We start from the raw sequence: 18,760 nt of genomic DNA on the forward strand, positions 1-18,760 counted from the left end.
TGGAACAGGCCTGTGCCCGCGACCAGTTGCCGATTACAATGGCGCCATGCCACAGCAACCACCCGCTACCGATTACCAGCATCAACCCCACACTGCCGCAACGGCCCTGGCGAATCCAGCGGCACAAATCCCTCTGCCCGAGTTTCTGACTAATGAGCAACGGGACATTATCAGCGCCGGCTTTGAACATGCGGTAATTACCGCGGTCGCCGGCAGTGGCAAAACCACGACCCTGGCCTGGCGTATTCGCTATCTGCTGCACCAGGGGCACGACCCCGCCCGCATGCTGGTGCTGATGTTCAACCGCAGCGCCAAGATGGATTTCGAACGCAAACTGCAAGCGGTGTGCGGCAATAGCGGCCTGGCGATGCCGGAAATACGCACCTATCACGCCATGGGCCTGCGGCTTTACCGGCGCTTTGTGCGGGAGGGCTACCTGCCCAATTTTTCCGCTAACATTCTCAGCGACCAGGAAATTAACTATCAGGTGTTCCAGCTCAGCCGCCGGCTGGTGCCGGAAGACCTGGCAGACGAGCTGCGGCGGAACAAAAAAGAATTTATAGAAACCGCCATCGGCTTTATTGACCGGGTGAAAACCAGCCTTTCGCCTGCGGAAATCGTGTTTGAAGACATGGAGTTCACCGAACGCCAGCGCTACCTGATTGACCTGTTCCACAGTTTCGAGCAATGGCGCAAAGGCCAGAGCCGTATCAGTTTTGCCGACATGCTGTACGAGCCGGTCATGGCCATTCACCAGAACCCGCCCCTGCAACGGCTGGTGGCCAATAAAATGGACCTGATTCTGGTCGACGAGTACCAGGACACCAACGAAATTCAGCACTTGCTGCTGCGCTATGTAGCCGGCGATCGGGCCCGGGTAACCGTGGTGGGCGACCCGGACCAAACCATTTACGAGTTCCGTGGTGCCAAACCGGAGTTTATTCTGCGCCGCTTCAGCGACGAGTTTGAAAGCCCGCTGGAACAAACCCTGAGCTACAGCTTTCGTTATGGCCACCGGGTGGCCTTGCTGGCCAACCATCTGATTCACAACAACAGTGGCCGTAAAGACTTACTGTGCCATGCGCATCCGTCTACGCCCGTCACCATTATTACCCTGCACCGCCAAGACAATGACGCCGATACCGTGTTGCAGCTGCTGCAAGCCATGACAGCAGAACAATTAACCGATACCGCCATCCTGTTCCGGGTATGGAGCCAGAGCGTGGCCATTGAACTGAAACTGCTGGCGCGACAAGTACCCTACCGCATTGATGCCGGCAAAGGTGCGCTGTTCAGCCGCGAAGTGCAGGCCATGATAGCACTGCTGCAGATAGTAACCGGACAGCTCAAGCAATTACCCGACAGCGACCGCCTGGAGCTGGCGCGGCAACTGCTGCGGTTTCCCCACGTTGGCCTGAAAGAGCCGGAGTTGGACCAGCTCGCACGCTTTTTAGCCGGTTTTGGCGAAGACTGGGCACAACGCATACTGGCGATGGACTTTAACGCCCTGGCTCCCATGGCCGCCCGCAAGCTGCGCAAACTGGCAGAAACACTGAACCAGCTCAGTGGCTATCGCGGCCCGGTGGCCGGGCTGATCAGCGTATACGCCGACAGCACCGACCTGTACGACGGCATTCGCAGCCTGGCCCTGACCCACGACAACGCGGAGGAGCGAACCAACACCATTCACGGCTTTCGCCAATACCTGAAAAGCCTGGATATTAACGCCGAAAAAGCCCTGGCTCATCTGCACACGCTGAAACAACAAGCCGGCGCCCGCCGCAACGACGGGCAAGACGCTACGCCCATCGGTGTTCTGTTATCTACTATTCACCGCACCAAAGGTCTGGAGTGGCCGACGGTGATCGTGCCCGGCCTACAGGAAAAGTACCTGCCTTATAGCCCCCGCGCCGAAGGCAATCTGCGGGCCCACCTGGAAAGCGAACGGCGCTTGTTGTACGTGGCCATTACTCGCAGCAGGCAGCAGTTGCACTTGATTACGCGCCCTGCAAGCGGCCGCCCTCACCTGGACGGCGAACAGGGCCCCAGCCGCTTTGTTGCAGAGTGTTGTTTTGAGCTATCCGATGAACTAGGCGGCGCTTTGCATCAATTAGAAGGCAGCAACGCGATAACCCTGAGCGTCCCGCTAACGGCGATTAGCGAGCGTTACGGTCGCCGCGAAGGCGTAACCCTGAGCGGCGAAACTAGCCAGGAAGACAATGACCAGCCCTTATGGCAGCGGGAACGGCTGCAACACGCCATATTTGGCGCTGGAACCGTTATTAGTGAGGATGAAAGAGCCTTTGAAGTTCGATTTGATAACGGCGATACCCTCAATTTCAGCAAGCAAAGCGCCCACCTCTACTTCAGCTCGTTAAACTAACACGAGTTCAGGTGCCAAAATTCGTAGATTTCCTGAAACTTAATAATCGAAATGGAGAGCGTTTATGAAATTGTTGCGCCCGGATCAAGAGCATTCTGGGGTTCCAGCGCTCGAAATCGCATCTCGGATAATAAGAAGAAGAGCATTATGAACAATCGGTTTCGTAGCAAAAGCGGCAAAGAGTCCTGAACTCAAAACCTCACTAACGACCGCATCATCGTCATAGAAATAGCCGGAGACAAGAATCAACGGCGATTGACAGGGTGTTTCAATCCGAATTCGTTGTGCCAGATTAATCCCGTCAATGTCGGGGAGTTTGGCATCCACCAAGACGATGCTAAATTTCGATGCCTTCAGACTCTTTAGCGCCTCAACACCGGATGATGCGCTCGCAACCGTGAATCCATTGCTTTCCAAGAGGTGCCGCAGGGACCAACGCACACCGGGCTCGTCATCGATGATCAATACGGTGTGACGCTGCGCTGGGGCCTGTCGCAATGGAGCCGGGTCTCTACTCATCATTGAGCCCGCGCTACCCTTGCCGGCAGATCAATCGTGAAGATACTTCCCTTCCCGACCTCGCTATCCACATCGATGAGGCCCTCGTGCTGGCTAATGATGGTGTGACAGATCGACAGTCCCAGCCCAGTCCCACTGCCAGCAGCGTTGGTGGTGAAGAAGGGGTCAAATATTTTGGCCCTATTGGCCGCGGCAATGCCACAACCTGTGTCGCGAACAACAATAACTGCCCGTCCACCCTCATGGCTGATGGCAATCTTGAGCTCACCCCCTTCGGGCATGGCGGCATAGGCGTTAAAAATCAGATTCATTAACACCTGCTGGAGCTGGTTCCAGTTGCCGTTGATGAGAACGCTGTCTGCAGGATAGTTCTCCGTCACAGTGACCTTTTGCAGCGCCCCCTGATTGCTAAGGATACGGGCGGTCTCGCGTACGACGGGCACGAGGTCGATGATCTTCATGTTGCCGGCCTCCGACGGCCTGGAAAAGCGCAGAAGGTTTTCAATAATGCCGGACGCCCGCTCTATGCCGGCGAGAATCTTTTGCACGCATTCTGCGTGGAATGCGGGGTCCGGGGCACCCTCATTCAGAAATTGTGCGGCCGAATAGCTGACGGACAGAGGGTTGCGCAGTTCATGCGCGATTCCTCCGGCCATGACCCCCAGCGCGGCCAGTTTCACGTTCTGAGCTAGTTGCGCTTCGAACGCATGCCGCTCAGTCAGATCACGGCCGACTGCCACCAGAGCGCTCACTTTCCCGGATTCGTCGCGCATGTAAGAGAATGCCCACGCCACCGGAATCAGTGCCCCTGAACTAGCGACGAGACGCAACTCCCTCGGGCGTACCGATTTCCCTCGAGCCACCTGCTGAATCATTGACTTCATGTCTTCCTGATCACTGTGTTCGCACAGATTGCACATAGCGCGACCCTGCACGTCTCTGGATGAAAAGCCGGTGACTCGCTCCGCAGCGGGGTTCCAGGTGACGATGCAGCCTTCGGCATCGGCAGACACCAGGAGATCGTTGGCGTATTCGACCACGTTCGCCAGACGCATTTGAACCAGATGAGCCTGCTCCACCAGGCGCACCTTTTCTGTAATATCGTCCATCAGGATCATGGCGCACTCAACCCGACCTGCGGCCTTGACGGGAACCACCGTGTAGTAGTAGATGCGGGCTGGAATTCCCGGAGCGCGATAGGTAATCTGCTCTCCACGCAACAACTCGCCTTGCTCAAACACTCGCCGAACTTTGGCTTCTATTTTAGTGAATTCCAGAATGGGCGTCGGGAAGACCTCGTTCATGGGTGCGCCTATCGTCGAACGCGCTTTGCGGCGGCCCTTCTCGAGGAAATTCCGGTTCGCCGAAATGACCCGCAGCGACCGGTCCACCAGCAGCACTGAGGACGGGATACTCTCAAGCAGCATGTCGTAGAGTTGTTCTTGCCATTTTTCCGATGGCGATAAAGTATTCGACCCGATGCTCATTCTTCTGCCTTGCATAACCTGCATAACCTGCATATTGATAGGGTAATAATAGTCATTATAAGGGTCACGGGCCATTCAGTTCCAGTTTAAACGCGAATTCACCTAGTAAACCCAGTAAACTCATCTGTCTGCTTTTTTTATTCCGCTTGCCCTTCGTGTCTGAGAACTTGCGCAGCCTCCACGAGAGCTTCAGTGCGCGTACGAATTTCACGTACATCGACTCCTTCGATTACTTGGCGCAGATCCGCGATTCGCTCTGTGATCATCGAAGCCTCGGACGCCTTAATCTGGGTGTAAAACGTATTAAGCGAGAGTTCGATTTCGGCAGCAAGGACTTCGGCATGATTGCGCACGTCCGCGAGTTCGCGCAATCGGTGTGCCGCCTCGGCATACGCCTTGGCGCTCTTTACCATACGGCTTATTTCATCTTCCGTAAGGCCAGATCCGCCTTCGATTCGAATCTGCTGCTCGTTGCCGGAGACTATGTCTTGCGCCTCCACACGGATGATTCCGTTTGCATCGATGTCGAAGGTGACATCGATCTCAAGCAGGCCGCGTCGTACTAGCGGGAGGTCGACAAGCAGGAACGTGCCTAGCGATTTATTGAAGGCAGCCATCTCCGACTCGCCCTGGAGGACGTGAATCTCCACCAAGCACTGATTGTCCTCGGCAGTCGTGAAGGTCTGTGTCTTGCGGGTCGGGATACTGGTATTTCGCTCGATCAGTCTTGTGAAAACGCCACCCTTGGTCTCTATACCCAGCGAAAGCGAGGTGACATCAAGTAGCAGAACATCTTTGACTTCACCAAGGAGAACGCCCGCCTGAATCGCGGCACCCATGGCGACAACCTCGTCCGGGTTGATGCTCTTGTGCGGTTCTTTTCCGGTTAATTCCCTGATTTTGTCTTGAATTGCTGGCATGCGGGTCATGCCGCCGACGAGTACGACTTGATCGATCTCGCGTGCTTCTATTCCCGCGTCGGCGAGCGCTTGCATGATGGGATTCGTAGTACGGGCGATCAGCGAGGCACTTAGTCCGTTCAACTGCACACGCGTGAGTTCGAGGCTGATATGTTTCGGGCCTGCTGGCGTGGCAGTGATGAACGGCAGATTAACCTGAGTCGCTGGCATTGTTGAGAGCTCAATTTTGGCCTTTTCAGCCGCCGCATAAAGGCGCAACAAGGCTATCGGGTCGACAGATGAATCAATCCCATGTTCTCGATTGAACTCCTCGAGCAGCCAATCGACAATAGCCTTGTCAAAGTTGTCGCCGCCCAGATGGTTGTCGCCGTTCGTAGCTTTCACCTCGAACAGTCCCCCGCCAAGGCCGAGGATCGAGACGTCGAATGTGCCTCCACCGAGATCGAAAACCAGAACTGTCTGGTCATCCGCATTGTCCAGCCCGTAGGCGAGCGAGGCAGCGGTCGGCTCGTTGATGATGCGCAACACATTGAGCCCAGCGATTCTGCCGGCATCCCTGGTTGCCTTGCGCTGGGCATCGTTAAAGAAAGCCGGGACAGTGATGATAGCTTCAGTCACGGACTCACCGAGATAATCCTCGGCATCAGCTTTCAATTTCTGGAGGATCATCGCACTGATCTCTTGAGGGGTGTACAGCGTACCCTCAACGGTGACATTGACATCGCCGCTTTCACCCTTTTCGACAGGGTAGGCAGCGATTGTCATCTCCTCGGAAACCTCTTCCCACTGACGCCCCATGAATCGCTTGATTGAGGAGAGGGTTCCCTGTGGATTCCCGGGTTGTTGCTGCTTGGCAGCCGTGCCTATGAGCCGTTGCCCTGCTTGGGTGAATGCGACCACGGATGGCGTCGTGCGCTCACCCTCTGCGTTCGGGATAATGACAGGCTTGCCGTGGACTAGCACCGCCATGCAGCTATTCGTAGTACCCAAATCGATGCCGATAGTCTTGCTCATGTGGGATCTTTAGCCTTTCACTCGAGCCAATACCGCACCCTTGTCGTCAACGATAAAAGCTTGCTCGACCGCCTCCTTCGAGAAGCAAAACCTATCGGACTTTCCCTGTTCCTCAAATCCGGGGAGACTCTGACAATACGCCCTGACAATCTCGTAAGCTGCGACCACGTCTTTGGTGCGTTTCGCCGCTTGCGGATCATCAGGGTTTTTATCTGGATGATGGGTTATAATTAATTGTCGATAGGCGGATTTTATACTTTCCCAAGAAGCCTTCTCAGGTAATTGCAATAGTTTTCGTGACTTGTCCACCAGCGCAAAGTTTCCCTGATTCAGCTCGATATTAACGAAACTGTATGCTGGCAGGGGTCCTATATAACGAAATGTTAGAGCCTCTTCAAACTCTGTTGCCACTACATTCACCGCGTCGTCAAACTGGTGTTCCTTGTCCTTGTCAACCAGATAATTTCGGTTCAGGATCATTGCCTCTGTTTTGAGGGGGGCGTCCGAGTAGTCTTTTGAAAGCGGGGAGAGATTGTCATGAATCGCGGCAAGAATTTTTCCTTTTTTGATCTCGGCCGCTTCAAACAGTAGCTTACCTGTCTGTACCTGGTCTGCACCCGCCAATCCGGGGTTATCCTTGAGGATCTCTTGAAGTATCTTCGGCAATTCCCACGAGGTTTGGATCACCAGTTCCATCGTCCCTTGCAGTTTGTCAAGGTAGGTTCTCAATTGGATATAGGCCTGCTCCAGAACCCTTGCAACCTCTTGATCATTTTTTGCCGTAAAGCCAAATTTTAGCGGTAGCATTCCATTACTGCCGGTCTGTTCGAAGACAAACAAATTCACCTGTTGATACTTTAGCAGACATGCCTTATGGCTATCTGCCTGTTGTTCGGTCGATATTTCACCAGGCAAACCAAGGTCGAACTGGTCAACATCAATGGTACTCACCACAGCCGTAATATCTCGATAGCTGACCATTTCGAGGGGCGCAGCATCAATCCCCCCTCCTTGGTAGGCAGCCAAATCCGGCGTGCCTGACCGGTTATCGATGGTTGCGTAAATAAAGCGTTTTATTTGCATATGTTCATCCCTCTGCCTTGCATATTGATAGGGTAATAATAGTCATCATTGCAAATTAGGTCTCTACCCGCAGATCTGGACAAAAATTATAAGGGGGCCACGGGCCTTTCAGTTCCAGTGTCAAGCCGTCCTCGCGCCCGGCTTCCTGCAACGCAGAGAGCGCCGCACGAAAGGCGGGCAAGGCCGGGTCGGACAGCAGGAAACTGCCGTTGAAAACCATGCTCTCCGGGCGTTCGGACGCCTCGCTGGAAAGAAGCCGCAATTCAGCGTTTTCCACAGCATGGGCCGAAAGCACATCGCCCATATTGCGAGTTTGATCCGTCACCCACACCCGTAATGCCGCATCGAGCATGACATCGACCTGCTTCTGCTGCAGATACCGCGCACCCGGCGCTGAAGACATTTTTGCAATCCGGTCCTGGATAGCTGGATTCTCCGCGCTCACGCTAGATCGAGCGCGCTCATCGTCCAGATAAGCCTTGACGCTCCATTCCGATTTGTCGCGCAGCTTTTCAAGAAACACGGCAATACGCTCACGATGCTGGGTCAGGAGTCGGGTCAAGCTCTCCGCCGAGTCAAAGATCGTGCCGAATTTAACCGGCAGAACTGATGAGACGGCCATGATTTTTTCCACGAGCGCGGCATGACGATAGGCCCGTGGCCCCACCCATTCCATGGACTGAAGGTTCTGCTCATTAAATTCACCGGCATCGATTTCTCCGATCACGGCTACGACGCCGTCTCGTTCCAGCGTCAACAGGGGAAAGTGTTCATCAATTCCTGCACCTTCCTGTTGAGACAGTTGTTTCACCATAGCGACACAAGCCGGGCCGGCCAGACAGTATAGATAGATCGAGTTCATCGATTGATACCTGTTAGGGCGGCTTCAAAATGCCGCTGCTGGAGAACCACCGCACCCTCAATCTTGCGAGTGCTTTGCACCCGTTCCCGGACGGCATTGAGCGCCGCGTTCTGACAAATCGCGGCCAGGTCGGCGCCCGAAAGCCCCTCGGTCCGGGGAATTAGTTCTTCGATGGAAAGGCCCTTGGCCAAGCGCTTTTTGCGCGTGTGCACCTTTAAGACGGCAAGGCGTTCCCGTGCGTCTGGGGGTGGGATCGTCACCTTCACGTCGAAGCGCCCCGGACGCAACAGAGCCGGATCAATCATGTCTGGGCGATTCGTTGCAGCCAGGATCAGCACCCCGGTCAGCTTCTCGATCCCGTCCAGTTCCGCCAGGAATTGACCCACCACCCGCTCGCTGACATGAGACTCCGAAGAGCCGCCACTTCTTTGCGGCACCAAGGCATCAATCTCGTCAAAGAACACCAGACAGGGTGCTGCCTGCTTAGCCTTGCGGAACACCTCGCGCACCGCCGATTCCGACTCGCCGACGTATTTCGATAGTAAGGCAGGCCCCTTGATGCTAATAAAATTCATCTCGGACATACTGGCCGCTGCCTGGGCGAGTAGTGTTTTGCCGCAACCTGGAGGCCCGACCAGGAGAATCCCTTTCGGTGGCTTGACATCGGCCGCTTCTAACAACTCTCGATATTTCTGCGGCCACTCGATGGCTTCTTGTAGTAGTGTCTTGACCTCCTCCAAGCCTCCCACGTCATCCCACGTCGTCGTTGGTACCTCGACGAACACTTCGCGCAGCGCCGAGGGCTCCACTTCGCACAGGGCAGACAGAAAATCATTCTTTGATATTTCCAGTTGCATCAACGTCTCATAGGGGAGAGTGGACTGTGCCATATCGACCTCTGGCAAAACTCGTCGCAGGCAGGTCATGGCTGCCTCACGGCACAAAGCTTCGAGATCAGCGCCTACAAACCCGTGTGTGATACGGGCTATCTCGCCCATGTCAACGTCCGTCGCCAAGGGCATGCCGCGGCTGTGAATCTCCAGAATCTGCAAGCGTCCATGACGGTCCGGAACCGGAAGCACAATTTCTCTGTCAAAGCGACCAGGACGGCGCAGTGCCGGATCAAGCAAGTTCGGCAGGTTGGTGGCGGCAATGACAATCACCTTGCCCCGACTCTTCAAGCCGTCCATCAGCGTCAGCAGTTGTGCGACGACCCTGCGCTCAACCTGCTTTTCTCCGCCCAGCTCCTCGCGCTTGGGCGCGATAGCCTCGATCTCGTCAATAAAAATGATACTGGGGGCGTGCTTCTCTGCCTCCTCAAACACCGAGCGCAGCTTGGCTTCCGACTCCCCATAGAACTTGCCAATGATTTCTGGCCCGCTGATAGAGATAAAATAAGCATCAGTCTCGTTAGCCACCGCCCGCGCAACCAATGTCTTGCCGGTTCCGGGTGAGCCGTGCAGCAGTACGCCCTTGGGTGCTTGAATGCCGAGCTTCTCGAAAATCTGCGGGTGACGCAGCGGCAACTCGATCATCTCGCGGATCTTTTGCACCACTGGACCTAGTCCGCCGATGTCTTCATAGGACACGGAGGGGCCCACCGCTTTGCGTTTTTCCTGCCCCACTGGTGCCACATCAACCGTCAAAAGGGTGGTCGGTGCAATCAGAACCGGCCCCTTCGGTGTCGTCTCGCGGACGATAAATTCAGTGTGCCGACTGCCGAACAAAGTCGCACGGATTCGATCGCCTTGAATCACTGGAAGGCCATCCAGAAGGCTCCCGATATACTTCATATCACGCTCGCCTGGCACGACATCGGTGGGCGAAAGAACCAGCTTCTGCGCCGGCTGCGTGGCCACTTTTCGTACTGTCACGATCTCATCGAGTGCCACTCCGGCATTCCCCCGAGAGAGGCCATCGAGCTGCACCTTGGCCCCGTTCCTGGACTCCTTGTATGCGGGCATCAGCTTGCAGACACTGCTGCGTTTCCCGGAAACTTCAATGATCTCGCCAATCTTGGCCCCCAGCGCCTCAATATCGGCCGGATCCATCCTGGCTAGCGCCCGACCAGCGTCCTTGCCGAGGGCTTCACTGACTTTAAGCCGCAGCGCGCCTTCGGCCGGCTTCTTCGTCTCACGGGTTTTTTTCTGCATCGAACTCTCCGGTTTTCGCCACGCGGTCATCCCCTCATTTCACAAGACGAGAGAACCAAGGGGTGCGCTTATTTATTGAGCTTTATTTCCACGATTCCGCCCCTGCAGATAAAGCTCATCTTGTCCGATGAGAAGCTGGTCGGCAAGAGCATTTCCTTACGATATTTTTTCTCACCCCGCTCGGCTGCCAGCGTGAGGATATCGTCATGGACTTCCAGCCGCACATCTTCCTGCGTGATGCCTGGCACTTCAGCGACGATCAGGATATGCGTTGGCTCATCGAACAGATCGGTCATGGGTTCCCGAATTTCCAGGACTTCCACGACGCCGCTGCGCTCGTCCTTTCGAATGTTGCCGAAGGGTTCGACTTTGACCCCTTGTTCGCCCAAGCCGGTCTTGACCGAAAACCCGTACACGCCCTGCAGACGTTTGTCCGGCCCCAGATCGAACTCGCCGCTCTTGCTCGTGACGCCGCCGGCTTTGTCCGCCTCGTCAGCCAGTTTTCCAAGCTGGTCGATGAGCCCGCCGAGCCCGCCTAAAAATCCGGGCAAGCCCGACTCTTCAGGCTTAGACGCTACCGGCCCTGCGAACAGACCCCCGAGCCGGCGCCGGATCTCTTCCAGGCGCTGTTTGCCTTCGGAAAACTGCCCTGATCTGTCCTTGTTTGCCATGTGTTTCTCCTAAGTTTGTTGGCGCTTCGTCCTTGAAGCCGTTCAGCTCGGTGCGGCCGGTTGGCGGGCAAGGTCTTGCTCCAAATGGGCGATTCGCGCTCGAAGCGTATCGAGTTCCTGATTGTCATCTTGCTGCTTCGCCCCCGAATTGAGATAGGGATTGGTCATCCACCAATCAATGCCCATCTCTTGGGCCTTGTCCACGGAACAAATCAAAAGGCGGATCTGAATCGTCAGCAATTCGATATCCACCAGGTTGATCTTGATATCGCCGGCGATCACCACGCCCTTGTCCAGAATACGCTCCAGAACATCGGCAAGAGTGGACGAATCTGTGGAGTGCGTCATTGAGCTTTCGTTGTTATCCATCATGTTTGTCCTAAAGTAATTTTCCCAGCGGACCTAGATCAAGGTTCAGTTCGTCATCGGTCAGTCCGAACTCTTTTTTCAGCCATTCCATTTCCTCACCCAATCTTAAAAGGGTCAGACCCAAGCGCTCGATTTCTTCCTCCGAAAGCGTGCCACCCTCTATGCGCCGGAGCGACTGCTTTTCCAGCAATTGCCGGATCAACTCAACCAACGTCAGAACAAGTTGCCCGAGTCCTTTGCGCATATTTTCCGGATCGAGCGCTATACGCGGCGACGGCGCCGGGCTTTCGGGTTCTGTCATGCTTGTCCTTCCAGTGCCCGCTTCAGCTTCGCTTCATTGGCGGTTTCTACCGAAGTCAGTGTGAGGTTCAGGCCCAGATAGATCAAATCGATATCGGCCACCGAAATAACGATTTCGCCGACCACCACCACGCCTGTGTTCAAAACCCGGTCCAGGGTTTCGCACAAAGACATGCTGTCTGAATAGCTGACAGGTTTATTCATCGTCACAGAACTCCTTCAAATCACAACAAGCGCTCATACATGTAGCGTGCCGCATGCCTAGCGCCGTCGCGTTCATGTGCTTCAGCTAATTTCAGCAGGGTCGCGTGTGCGACCAGCGCTTGCGCCGTCTCGGGATGGTTTTCCAGCAACGCCCAGTACATCTCCATCGCCTGCCGCATATTGCCTTCACTGCGGTAGCGGTGCGCCATGCCCAGCAGACGATCGAGTAAACTGCCCCCCGTAGCTTCTTCCGCGCTACCGGTTGGTGCAATCGCCGGTTTCGTCATACCCAATTCTGTTTCTGCTTGCATACAATGTTCCTTTTTTAGTAATGTTGATCGTGTGGGCTTGGGTTCAAGCTGTCATAGAGTGAGCGCCCCAAGCTGCCCAGCCGCTCCCGCTCAACTGATTCTTGCCGGTATACGATGGTGAGGTTTTGCTCTCGAAATGTCTCCTGATACCGCTCCAACAGAAGCCGCTCACCGCGCCGCAGAAGAGCCACGCTTGGACCTTGAGTAAAGTTAGCGGCAGGATGACTTTCCGCAATTTGTCTTGAGCCGCCGTCTTATCACTCTCAGACCAGGCGCAGCAATGGGACTATTCGCCACCCTTGGATGGCGTATAAAGTCGCGTCTCGTCGTCCCTCTGGGCCTTTCCTTTTTCGATCAACCCCTTCATGATTTTACCGACTGCCATGGCATACAACGACACCTGCTCGCCGATTTGGGTGGCAGAAATACCACTCGGGTTTTCCCGCACGACTTGGAGCACTCTTTCCTCATCTGACATCTCGGATTCGTGTGTGCTTGGCTGCGATTTTGCTTCGGTTTCTGGGCGAGCTACCGGCTCTTCAGTCTCGCGCGTTCCAAACCCCAACTTTTCGATCAGCTTTCCCTCCATTCCAAAAGCCCCATCCTCCGCCCTGGCGGCTACTTGGTTAGCCCTTGTGGCCCCCGTGCCAAACCAAGCCACATGGGCGGCCGTGTTTTGAGCCTGATTTTCTTTTCTCTGCTCGGCAACCCCGATAAACAACTCTTTGTTATCTGCCTGAATTTCTTTTCTCAGCTCAGCGACCCCGCGCTTCATGTCGGCAACGAACTCCGCGCGCACTTTGGACTCCTGCTCCCCCTCGCGTTTGCGCATCACCTCGTTCGCCGCGCGTTCCTTGTTTTCTGCCTGATTTTCTTTTCTCAGCTCAGCAACCCTGTTCGTTATGTCGGCAACGAACTCCACGCGCACTTTGGACTCCTGCTCCCCCTCGCGCTTGCGCATCACCTCGTTCGCCGCGCGTTCCTTGTTATCCGCCTGATTTTCTTTTCTTAGCTCGGCAACCCTGTTAGTTATGTCGGCAACGAACTCCACGCGGTCGCGATGTCCAGTTTCCATCTCTTCGCACAATCGCGCCAAATCATTTGCTCTATTCATATCAAATACCCCGTTTTTCAGCATCCAGATTTTGATGCCCATAAATTACCCACAACCGGACGACAGCAAGTCTCTCGCCCGGCTGGGTAACTGTCAAGGATCGACTTTACGCCGGCGCTGCTGCGCTGGCTGTGAGGCCAATGGCCTCCGCATACTTAAGGTAAGTTTCGACCGACGCAATCACTACGCGTAACTCGACTGATAGCAGCTCAATCCCGACTAAGGACACTTTGACCCAAGCATCGATGACGATACCTTTGTCCAAGATGCGATCTACTACTTCTGCCAGACTTGAAGAGTCTGTTGATTTTTGTACGTTTGCCATGTTATAAGCTCCATTTTTTCCCCAAACGGTCTAGACCGAACGATCGAAATTCGTGCGTTACTGCCGGAATAGGGGAGTAATTTCCGGCTGCAATTAGTTACAGGCAAATTAAGTGCCAACACAGTAGTGGGAAGTTCCCCCTCACTCTCAACGGGGGATTTACGCATTAAAGAAGGTCCGCATAAGTCCGTGTGATTGGGCCAGTCGAAGCCAAAAACCTGTATAACGACAACTTGTTGCATACCATAGCCAAACTAAGGTGTTTTGTGCAGAGTTTCCTTTTGCCATTGAATATCAAGGAACTGAACTCAGGGATTAGGACGATCACTCATGGTGCTAATTTCAGATATAGGGAATATTTCCCCTATATCTGATGAAAGTAGGTAGAAATTTTCTAGGAGTGTTGCCCCTATTTCGTTTTGGCCCCCTTGGCGCTAAGTGATGGCAGAAGGTGCTTTACCTGTATATCCGGGTGCAGAAGCGCTTCCACCGAGTGAGCCAGTCCAAGGAACAGGAAACCGATCTCGTCGTCGCACAAGGTGTCGTTGATGCGTTGGGCAATGTAGTGATCTCGTTCGGCCAGGAGTTTGCGGCCCTCGTCGATCGCCGGCGATCACCACGCCCTTGTCCAGAATACGCTCCAGCACATCGGCGAGTGTGGACGAATCTGTGGAGTGCTTCTCCCGCTGATCGACATGGAGAGCAAAGCGAAGTCGATTAGTCGCCAGTAGGCAACGCGTTTTTGCATTTTCGTAATAGAGCGATAGCGAACAGTGGAGAATAATGTTAGAAAAGGCTTTCTGTTGCCGTAGAGTTCATTGTGGTAATAGTATGTAGCCAGACCTGAGCTTGCGACAGTGTGGCGGAAAGCTATGGACGGAGGACGGCTGGGGAGCCGAAGGCATTAATGGTCGCGTTAAGTTTTTGCTGCTTGCTTGGCCTCGGATGCCCAAAACAAGCTATCGCAAAAGTAGCGACTCGCTGGCGCGCCACCGGTTGGTGCAATCGCCGGTTTCGTCATACCTAATGCTGTTTCTTCTTGCATACAAGTTTCCTTTTTTAGTAATGTTCAACGTGCTGTTGATCGTGTGGGCTTGGGTTCAAGCCGTCATAGAGTGAGCGCCCCAAGCTGCCCAGCCGCTCCCGCTCAACTGATTCTTGCCGGTATACGATGGTGAGGTTTTGCTCTCGAAATGTCTCCTGATACTGCTCCAACAGAAGCAGCTCCCCGCTCCGCAGCGCGGAACAGGTCAGACAGGAAGACTCCGGCGTGAGCATATTTGCGAACAGCACCGGAACCGCGACCCGCAGCCGCTCACAAGCAGCCACCAGGTCCCTGGTTTCTTCATACGCCATCTCGGTGGGAATCGTCACCGCCATCAACGCCGCCCGTTCCGGGTCGGTCAGAACGCGCCGGAACTGTTTCACCTTCTTGGAGAGTTCCACCATGGCCTGCGTAATGTGAGGTAATCTGAATACTTGCCGGTATTTAAGGAATATGCCGAAAAAAGTCTTCAACCAGGCCTCGATCAGCTCCGGCATCTCCAGAAAGCGCAGAAGATGCCCAGTTGGAGCAGTATCCAGAATGACCAGGTCGTAGCGTCCCTGGTCCAGCAGTTCCACGACCCGCGTGATCGCAAGCATCTCATCCAGACCCGGTGGGGCGGTGTCCATGAGGCGCTCTATCACTTCCTGATCGAATTCAACATGGATATGCGCCTGCGCGGAGAGGCGCTCAAATACCCCCGCCACTTCATCGGCATAGAGTTGTTTTAATCGTGCGTACTCAGCTTCTGGATCGAGCTCGATCGCGCTCAGACCGCGGCTCAGCCGCACCTCTTCAGGTCCGATCTGCCGGTTCAAGCAGGCGGACAGTGAATGTGCCGGATCGATGGAAACAAGCAGAATCTCCTTGCCTTGCCACTCTTCAGCCAGCCGCAGTGCCGAAGCGCATGCCAGGGTTGTTTTCCCCACCCCGCCCTTGCCCGCAAACAAGAGCAGCCTCATCGAGGAAGAGGGAAGGCAAGCCGGGTTTTCCACCGCAGCGAAAGACCCGAAAGCGAGAGCAGGCGCAGGCGCAGGGGAAAGCGGCTGCCACGCGTCCAGCGGCCGCAACTGCGCCCACAGGGATGTCAGTCGCTCCGTGCCCCGCGTTTCTTCAAGGAACAAGGGCAAGCCCCATGGCGCATGGCCGGGAAAGGTCCGCTGGATGTCGGCGATCAGCGCTGTTTGAGTCGCCACCCGCGCCGAGCAGAGCGGGCAATCAGGCTGAGAATGGAGCAGCCGATTAACCACCAGCTCGCGCACTGGAATCTGAAGCGAGGCCAGTTCCTCCAGCATCCGGCGCGTGACATGCACGCTGAGCCTCTCGGCCAGCAACACCGGCACGAAGCGACATTGTGTTGACGACTGAAGCAATGTCCACAGGTAGCGCAGGTCGGATGCCATCTCTTGCAGATAGATATCTGCTGCATCCTTGGCGTAACGTTTGCTGAACAACTTCACCATAAACCGATGTTTGGCCAGCATCGAGTCCAACACGACTAGCCATTTGCGCATCAGCTCGGGAAGCTCGAGCAACCGAAGCGTGTGGCCAGCCGGCGCCGTATCTACCACGATGCAGGCATAACGCTCTTCCTTGACCCATGCCACGATCTCTAGCAAGGCCATCATTTCATCCAGACCCGGCATCGACAAGTCCAACAGTTGAGCGATATCTGCCTCATCAAAAAACGTGCCGCGCAGCGCGATAGTGCGTAGATGATGGTGATGCCGCGCCCGAAACCGCGCCAGACTGCCCTGCGGGTCAATTTCCCGCAGCGTCAGGTTTTGACCCAACGCGCCGCCAGCCAGACAGTCACGCAGAGAATGGGCCGGGTCGGTGGACACCAGCAAGTACGAACGTGCGGGATGCTTCGCGGCCAAGTGGAGCGCAGCCGCAGCCGCACAGGTGGTTTTCCCCACCCCGCCCTTCCCGCCAAACAGCAGCAGACGCAAGCCCTCGTCTCCAAGGAAACCCGGCAAGGAACGAGAGGCGCTAATCGTCACGGTTCATTGCCCTCGGATTCATCCATCGCTTCAGTCTCGTCTAGTGCGCCCCCCTCGCGCTCCCAGATTTCATCTAGCCGGTCAAGCAGCACCTTCTCTTCGGCCGCAAACTGCTCATCCGTGAGCTCCCCGGTTTCGAGCTGCATGTAAAGCTCGCTCAGCGCGTGGGTGACGTTATCGGCCTCTCCGTCAATTTCCTGCTGCGCCGATTTGTGGACTTCCTTGAACATCCAAAACAGGCCGTTGAACGGCGCGAGCAGAATGTTATCGACGAGAAACATGGCTGCTCTTTATATTAAGCTCGATATGGACGAAATTGTGAGGAGCCCAAGGACCGTTGAAATCGAACGCGAAGTTATTGTCGAATTGACCGGCCGCCGCCAACACGGCGTCTTCAAATGCTTTGAGGTCTTCGCGCTTGACTAGGCAGGCCAGATTCATCACCTCCAGATTATTGCGTGCCGGGTTGTGTTTAATATCCGCGCAGTGGTTACTCAGCACCGACAGAACCGTTGCCGTATGGGTCTCCCGGTCCTCGGCCAGCGCACGGTCGAACTGACCTCCCAGCTCGATCTTGATCCCGTGCTTGGGTTCTTGCAGACCCCCGTACGCGGTATCACGCGCGTCCCTCAGGTCGTGGTGTGTGCTGACTATATATTCATAAATGTTCGGCACATCGAAGCGCACGCGCAGCCCCATTTCTACCTTCCCCCTCAAGCTGTCAAGTTGTTCGACGAGGAGCGCGCTGTTTTTGGTAAGAAGATTCTGCACCGCCTGGTAGCTGTCGGCAATAGTGCCAAAAGCCACCGGCAGTACGGTGCTCTCCTGCATCAGCAGTTTGATCACGCCATTGTGAGATGCCAGGTTGGCGCGCTCGGGCCGCACGCGTTTAGCGGCAATGCTACTGACCACTGCTGCAACCGGGCCTTCGATAATCGTTGTCACGCGTGCGCCGTTGATGCCGATATCTTCCCATTTGCCGGCTTGGCTGGCATCGACAATGGCGTACAAGTACCGCTGTGGTGTGGACGGCTTAACCATGTTCATATCGGAAATCCTCTAATATTGTATGGTTCAACTCGTACTTTCTTCGATGCTGGTCTGGCCACGCTCCTCGCCCTCAAAATCGTCGTAGGTTTCATCAAGGCCCACGCTGTGCCCGCAAAAGCCAGACAGTTATTCATATTATCTATTCCACCGTTCTATCCGCCACCAAGTCTCTCAGGCTATAGGCAACGATGTTGAGATCGCGGTCTACCCTAACCAGGTATGCTTTACAGTCGAACACTTCCTTCTGGACTGGTAATGCTAAAGCCCGTATGGCTTCATTCGGCAGGTAGACGTCCGCTTCCGCCTCCCATAATCCCACCTCGGCATCAACCTGGACCAGCTTTGTCACCTGCACCTCCAACACCTCCGGCTGCTGCCTCAAGAACTCGTAGACCGCCTGTTGAACCTCTGCGATGCCCGGCAGGCGGCCCTCCGATTTAGATTTATCTGTATCTGTATCTGTATGCTGTATCGGTTGCGCCATGGTGACGCTATCAAGAATCTTTGTCATGCTGAAATTTTCCTTTGCAGTTGCCTGCCAGTCCTGACGCTTGTCTACGCGCTCATACGATCCCTTGCCCCTTGCAGGGGGTGCAGTAAAACACTCCGTCTTTGCCCGTCCCCAAACATTTGACGCAGGTGCCGGCATCCTTGGAGACGGACGCCACCCCCCGCCCTTTGCAGGATAGACAGGTCATCCCGCTGCCTTCGCGGCCAGAGCCGCGGCACTTCAGGCAGGTGACCACGGGCGGGGTCACCTTGAGCTTGCCGCTGGCGCCACAGACGGAACAGCGGCTTGCGTTGCCATACTTCGGATCCTCGCCGCTGCCGCGGCAGAAGGCGCAGGGGACCGAGTCCACGAAGCGCTTTTTTCGGGAATTTCTCCCTTGGACTTTTGCCAACCTGGACAAAATTTGCTGGGCGTATTCCATTTGGCTATCTCCCTT

The 18,760-nt window shown here is 55.3% G+C and carries 20 protein-coding genes; 1 reads left to right on the forward strand and 19 read right to left on the reverse strand.

Going from position 1 to position 18,760, the window contains the following annotated elements:
* Window positions 1–46: 46 nt before the first annotated feature.
* The gene (locus tag A3OI_RS0102875) at window positions 47–2,383 is read left to right on the forward strand and encodes an ATP-dependent helicase (protein ID WP_018402840.1); all 2,337 of its coding nucleotides are present in this window, start codon (window positions 47–49) and stop codon (window positions 2,381–2,383) included.
* 84 nt (window positions 2,384–2,467) lie between these two features.
* Here the strand turns inward: A3OI_RS0102875 and A3OI_RS0102880 are convergent, their stop codons facing one another.
* The 19 genes from A3OI_RS0102880 to A3OI_RS0102965 all read right to left on the reverse strand — a co-directional run bounded on the left by A3OI_RS0102880 (window position 2,468) and on the right by A3OI_RS0102965 (window position 18,324).
* Window positions 2,468–2,848 (reverse strand): response regulator, encoded by a 381-nt coding sequence (locus A3OI_RS0102880; RefSeq protein WP_177313675.1) that lies wholly within the window; start codon window positions 2,846–2,848, stop codon window positions 2,468–2,470.
* 53 nt (window positions 2,849–2,901) lie between these two features.
* Window positions 2,902–4,464 carry a PAS domain-containing sensor histidine kinase gene (locus A3OI_RS0102885; protein ID WP_018402842.1) on the reverse strand — a complete coding sequence of 521 codons (1,563 nt, stop codon included), beginning with the start codon at window positions 4,462–4,464 and terminating at the stop codon, window positions 2,902–2,904.
* A 62-nt stretch (window positions 4,465–4,526) separates the two neighbouring features.
* The gene (gene dnaK / locus A3OI_RS19175; protein ID WP_018402843.1) at window positions 4,527–6,323 is read right to left on the reverse strand and encodes a molecular chaperone DnaK; all 1,797 of its coding nucleotides are present in this window, start codon (window positions 6,321–6,323) and stop codon (window positions 4,527–4,529) included.
* A 9-nt stretch (window positions 6,324–6,332) separates the two neighbouring features.
* Window positions 6,333–7,406: a GvpL/GvpF family gas vesicle protein gene (locus A3OI_RS0102895; RefSeq protein WP_018402844.1), complete on the reverse strand. Its 1,074-nt coding sequence runs from the start codon at window positions 7,404–7,406 to the stop codon at window positions 6,333–6,335.
* Between the two features lie 55 nt (window positions 7,407–7,461).
* Window positions 7,462–8,268, reverse strand: coding sequence for a GvpL/GvpF family gas vesicle protein (locus A3OI_RS0102900; protein WP_018402845.1), 807 nt, complete (start codon window positions 8,266–8,268; stop codon window positions 7,462–7,464).
* Window positions 8,265–10,421 carry a CDC48 family AAA ATPase gene (locus tag A3OI_RS0102905; protein WP_018402846.1) on the reverse strand — a complete coding sequence of 719 codons (2,157 nt, stop codon included), beginning with the start codon at window positions 10,419–10,421 and terminating at the stop codon, window positions 8,265–8,267. Before A3OI_RS0102905 ends, A3OI_RS0102900 begins: the two co-directional genes overlap by 4 nt.
* A gap of 68 nt (window positions 10,422–10,489) precedes the next feature.
* Window positions 10,490–11,092, reverse strand: coding sequence for an Hsp20/alpha crystallin family protein (locus A3OI_RS0102910; RefSeq protein ID WP_018402847.1), 603 nt, complete (start codon window positions 11,090–11,092; stop codon window positions 10,490–10,492).
* 42 nt (window positions 11,093–11,134) lie between these two features.
* A complete protein-coding gene (locus tag A3OI_RS0102915; protein WP_155903001.1) occupies window positions 11,135–11,464 on the reverse strand; it encodes a gas vesicle protein in 330 nt (109 codons plus the stop codon).
* 7 nt (window positions 11,465–11,471) lie between these two features.
* On the reverse strand, window positions 11,472–11,762 hold the full coding sequence (locus A3OI_RS0102920) for a gas vesicle protein K (protein ID WP_018402849.1): 291 nt from the start codon (window positions 11,760–11,762) through the stop codon (window positions 11,472–11,474).
* Window positions 11,759–11,965, reverse strand: coding sequence for a gas vesicle protein GvpJ (gene gvpJ, locus A3OI_RS0102925; RefSeq protein ID WP_018402850.1), 207 nt, complete (start codon window positions 11,963–11,965; stop codon window positions 11,759–11,761). The genes A3OI_RS0102920 and gvpJ overlap by 4 nt, the downstream gene beginning before the upstream one ends.
* Window positions 11,966–11,985: 20 nt before the next feature.
* A complete protein-coding gene (locus tag A3OI_RS0102930) occupies window positions 11,986–12,276 on the reverse strand; it encodes a tetratricopeptide repeat protein (RefSeq protein WP_018402851.1) in 291 nt (96 codons plus the stop codon).
* Between the two features lie 286 nt (window positions 12,277–12,562).
* Entirely contained in the window at window positions 12,563–13,432 is an 870-nt protein-coding gene (locus A3OI_RS0102935) for a hypothetical protein (protein WP_018402852.1), read from the reverse strand.
* A 64-nt stretch (window positions 13,433–13,496) separates the two neighbouring features.
* Window positions 13,497–13,715 (reverse strand): gas vesicle structural protein GvpA, encoded by a 219-nt coding sequence (gvpA, locus tag A3OI_RS0102940; RefSeq protein ID WP_018402853.1) that lies wholly within the window; start codon window positions 13,713–13,715, stop codon window positions 13,497–13,499.
* A gap of 434 nt (window positions 13,716–14,149) precedes the next feature.
* On the reverse strand, window positions 14,150–14,500 hold the full coding sequence (locus A3OI_RS24575; RefSeq protein ID WP_407635509.1) for a gas vesicle protein: 351 nt from the start codon (window positions 14,498–14,500) through the stop codon (window positions 14,150–14,152).
* Window positions 14,501–14,631: 131 nt separating this feature from the next.
* A complete protein-coding gene (locus A3OI_RS24230) occupies window positions 14,632–14,760 on the reverse strand; it encodes a hypothetical protein (RefSeq protein WP_018402854.1) in 129 nt (42 codons plus the stop codon).
* A 14-nt stretch (window positions 14,761–14,774) separates the two neighbouring features.
* Window positions 14,775–16,712, reverse strand: coding sequence for an ArsA family ATPase (locus A3OI_RS0102950; protein WP_177313676.1), 1,938 nt, complete (start codon window positions 16,710–16,712; stop codon window positions 14,775–14,777).
* A 47-nt stretch (window positions 16,713–16,759) separates the two neighbouring features.
* Entirely contained in the window at window positions 16,760–17,044 is a 285-nt protein-coding gene (locus tag A3OI_RS0102955; RefSeq protein ID WP_018402856.1) for a gas vesicle protein GvpG, read from the reverse strand.
* A complete protein-coding gene (locus A3OI_RS0102960) occupies window positions 17,028–17,810 on the reverse strand; it encodes a GvpL/GvpF family gas vesicle protein (protein WP_018402857.1) in 783 nt (260 codons plus the stop codon). Before A3OI_RS0102960 ends, A3OI_RS0102955 begins: the two co-directional genes overlap by 17 nt.
* Before the next feature lie 142 nt (window positions 17,811–17,952).
* A complete protein-coding gene (locus A3OI_RS0102965; RefSeq protein ID WP_018402858.1) occupies window positions 17,953–18,324 on the reverse strand; it encodes a hypothetical protein in 372 nt (123 codons plus the stop codon).
* Between the last annotated feature and the right edge of the window lie 436 nt (window positions 18,325–18,760).

This window comes from Marinobacter gelidimuriae, from assembly GCF_000372805.1.
In the GTDB taxonomy this organism is placed as follows: domain Bacteria; phylum Pseudomonadota; class Gammaproteobacteria; order Pseudomonadales; family Oleiphilaceae; genus Marinobacter; species Marinobacter gelidimuriae.

Coding starts and splice junctions, on each gene's coding strand:
- A3OI_RS0102875 (WP_018402840.1), top strand. CDS start 47: ATGCCACAGCAACCACCCGCTACCGATTACCAGCATCAACCCCACACT.
- A3OI_RS0102885 (WP_018402842.1), bottom strand. CDS start 4,464: ATGGCCCGTGACCCTTATAATGACTATTATTACCCTATCAATATGCAG.
- dnaK (WP_018402843.1), bottom strand. CDS start 6,323: ATGAGCAAGACTATCGGCATCGATTTGGGTACTACGAATAGCTGCATG.
- A3OI_RS0102895 (WP_018402844.1), bottom strand. CDS start 7,406: ATGCAAATAAAACGCTTTATTTACGCAACCATCGATAACCGGTCAGGC.
- A3OI_RS0102900 (WP_018402845.1), bottom strand. CDS start 8,268: ATGAACTCGATCTATCTATACTGTCTGGCCGGCCCGGCTTGTGTCGCT.
- A3OI_RS0102905 (WP_018402846.1), bottom strand. CDS start 10,421: ATGCAGAAAAAAACCCGTGAGACGAAGAAGCCGGCCGAAGGCGCGCTG.
- A3OI_RS0102910 (WP_018402847.1), bottom strand. CDS start 11,092: ATGGCAAACAAGGACAGATCAGGGCAGTTTTCCGAAGGCAAACAGCGC.
- A3OI_RS0102915 (WP_155903001.1), bottom strand. CDS start 11,464: ATGATGGATAACAACGAAAGCTCAATGACGCACTCCACAGATTCGTCC.
- A3OI_RS0102920 (WP_018402849.1), bottom strand. CDS start 11,762: ATGACAGAACCCGAAAGCCCGGCGCCGTCGCCGCGTATAGCGCTCGAT.
- gvpJ (WP_018402850.1), bottom strand. CDS start 11,965: ATGAATAAACCTGTCAGCTATTCAGACAGCATGTCTTTGTGCGAAACC.
- A3OI_RS0102930 (WP_018402851.1), bottom strand. CDS start 12,276: ATGCAAGCAGAAACAGAATTGGGTATGACGAAACCGGCGATTGCACCA.
- A3OI_RS0102935 (WP_018402852.1), bottom strand. CDS start 13,432: ATGGGCATCAAAATCTGGATGCTGAAAAACGGGGTATTTGATATGAAT.
- gvpA (WP_018402853.1), bottom strand. CDS start 13,715: ATGGCAAACGTACAAAAATCAACAGACTCTTCAAGTCTGGCAGAAGTA.
- A3OI_RS24230 (WP_018402854.1), bottom strand. CDS start 14,760: ATGCAAGAAGAAACAGCATTAGGTATGACGAAACCGGCGATTGCACCA.
- A3OI_RS0102955 (WP_018402856.1), bottom strand. CDS start 17,044: ATGTTTCTCGTCGATAACATTCTGCTCGCGCCGTTCAACGGCCTGTTT.
- A3OI_RS0102960 (WP_018402857.1), bottom strand. CDS start 17,810: ATGAACATGGTTAAGCCGTCCACACCACAGCGGTACTTGTACGCCATT.
- A3OI_RS0102965 (WP_018402858.1), bottom strand. CDS start 18,324: ATGACAAAGATTCTTGATAGCGTCACCATGGCGCAACCGATACAGCAT.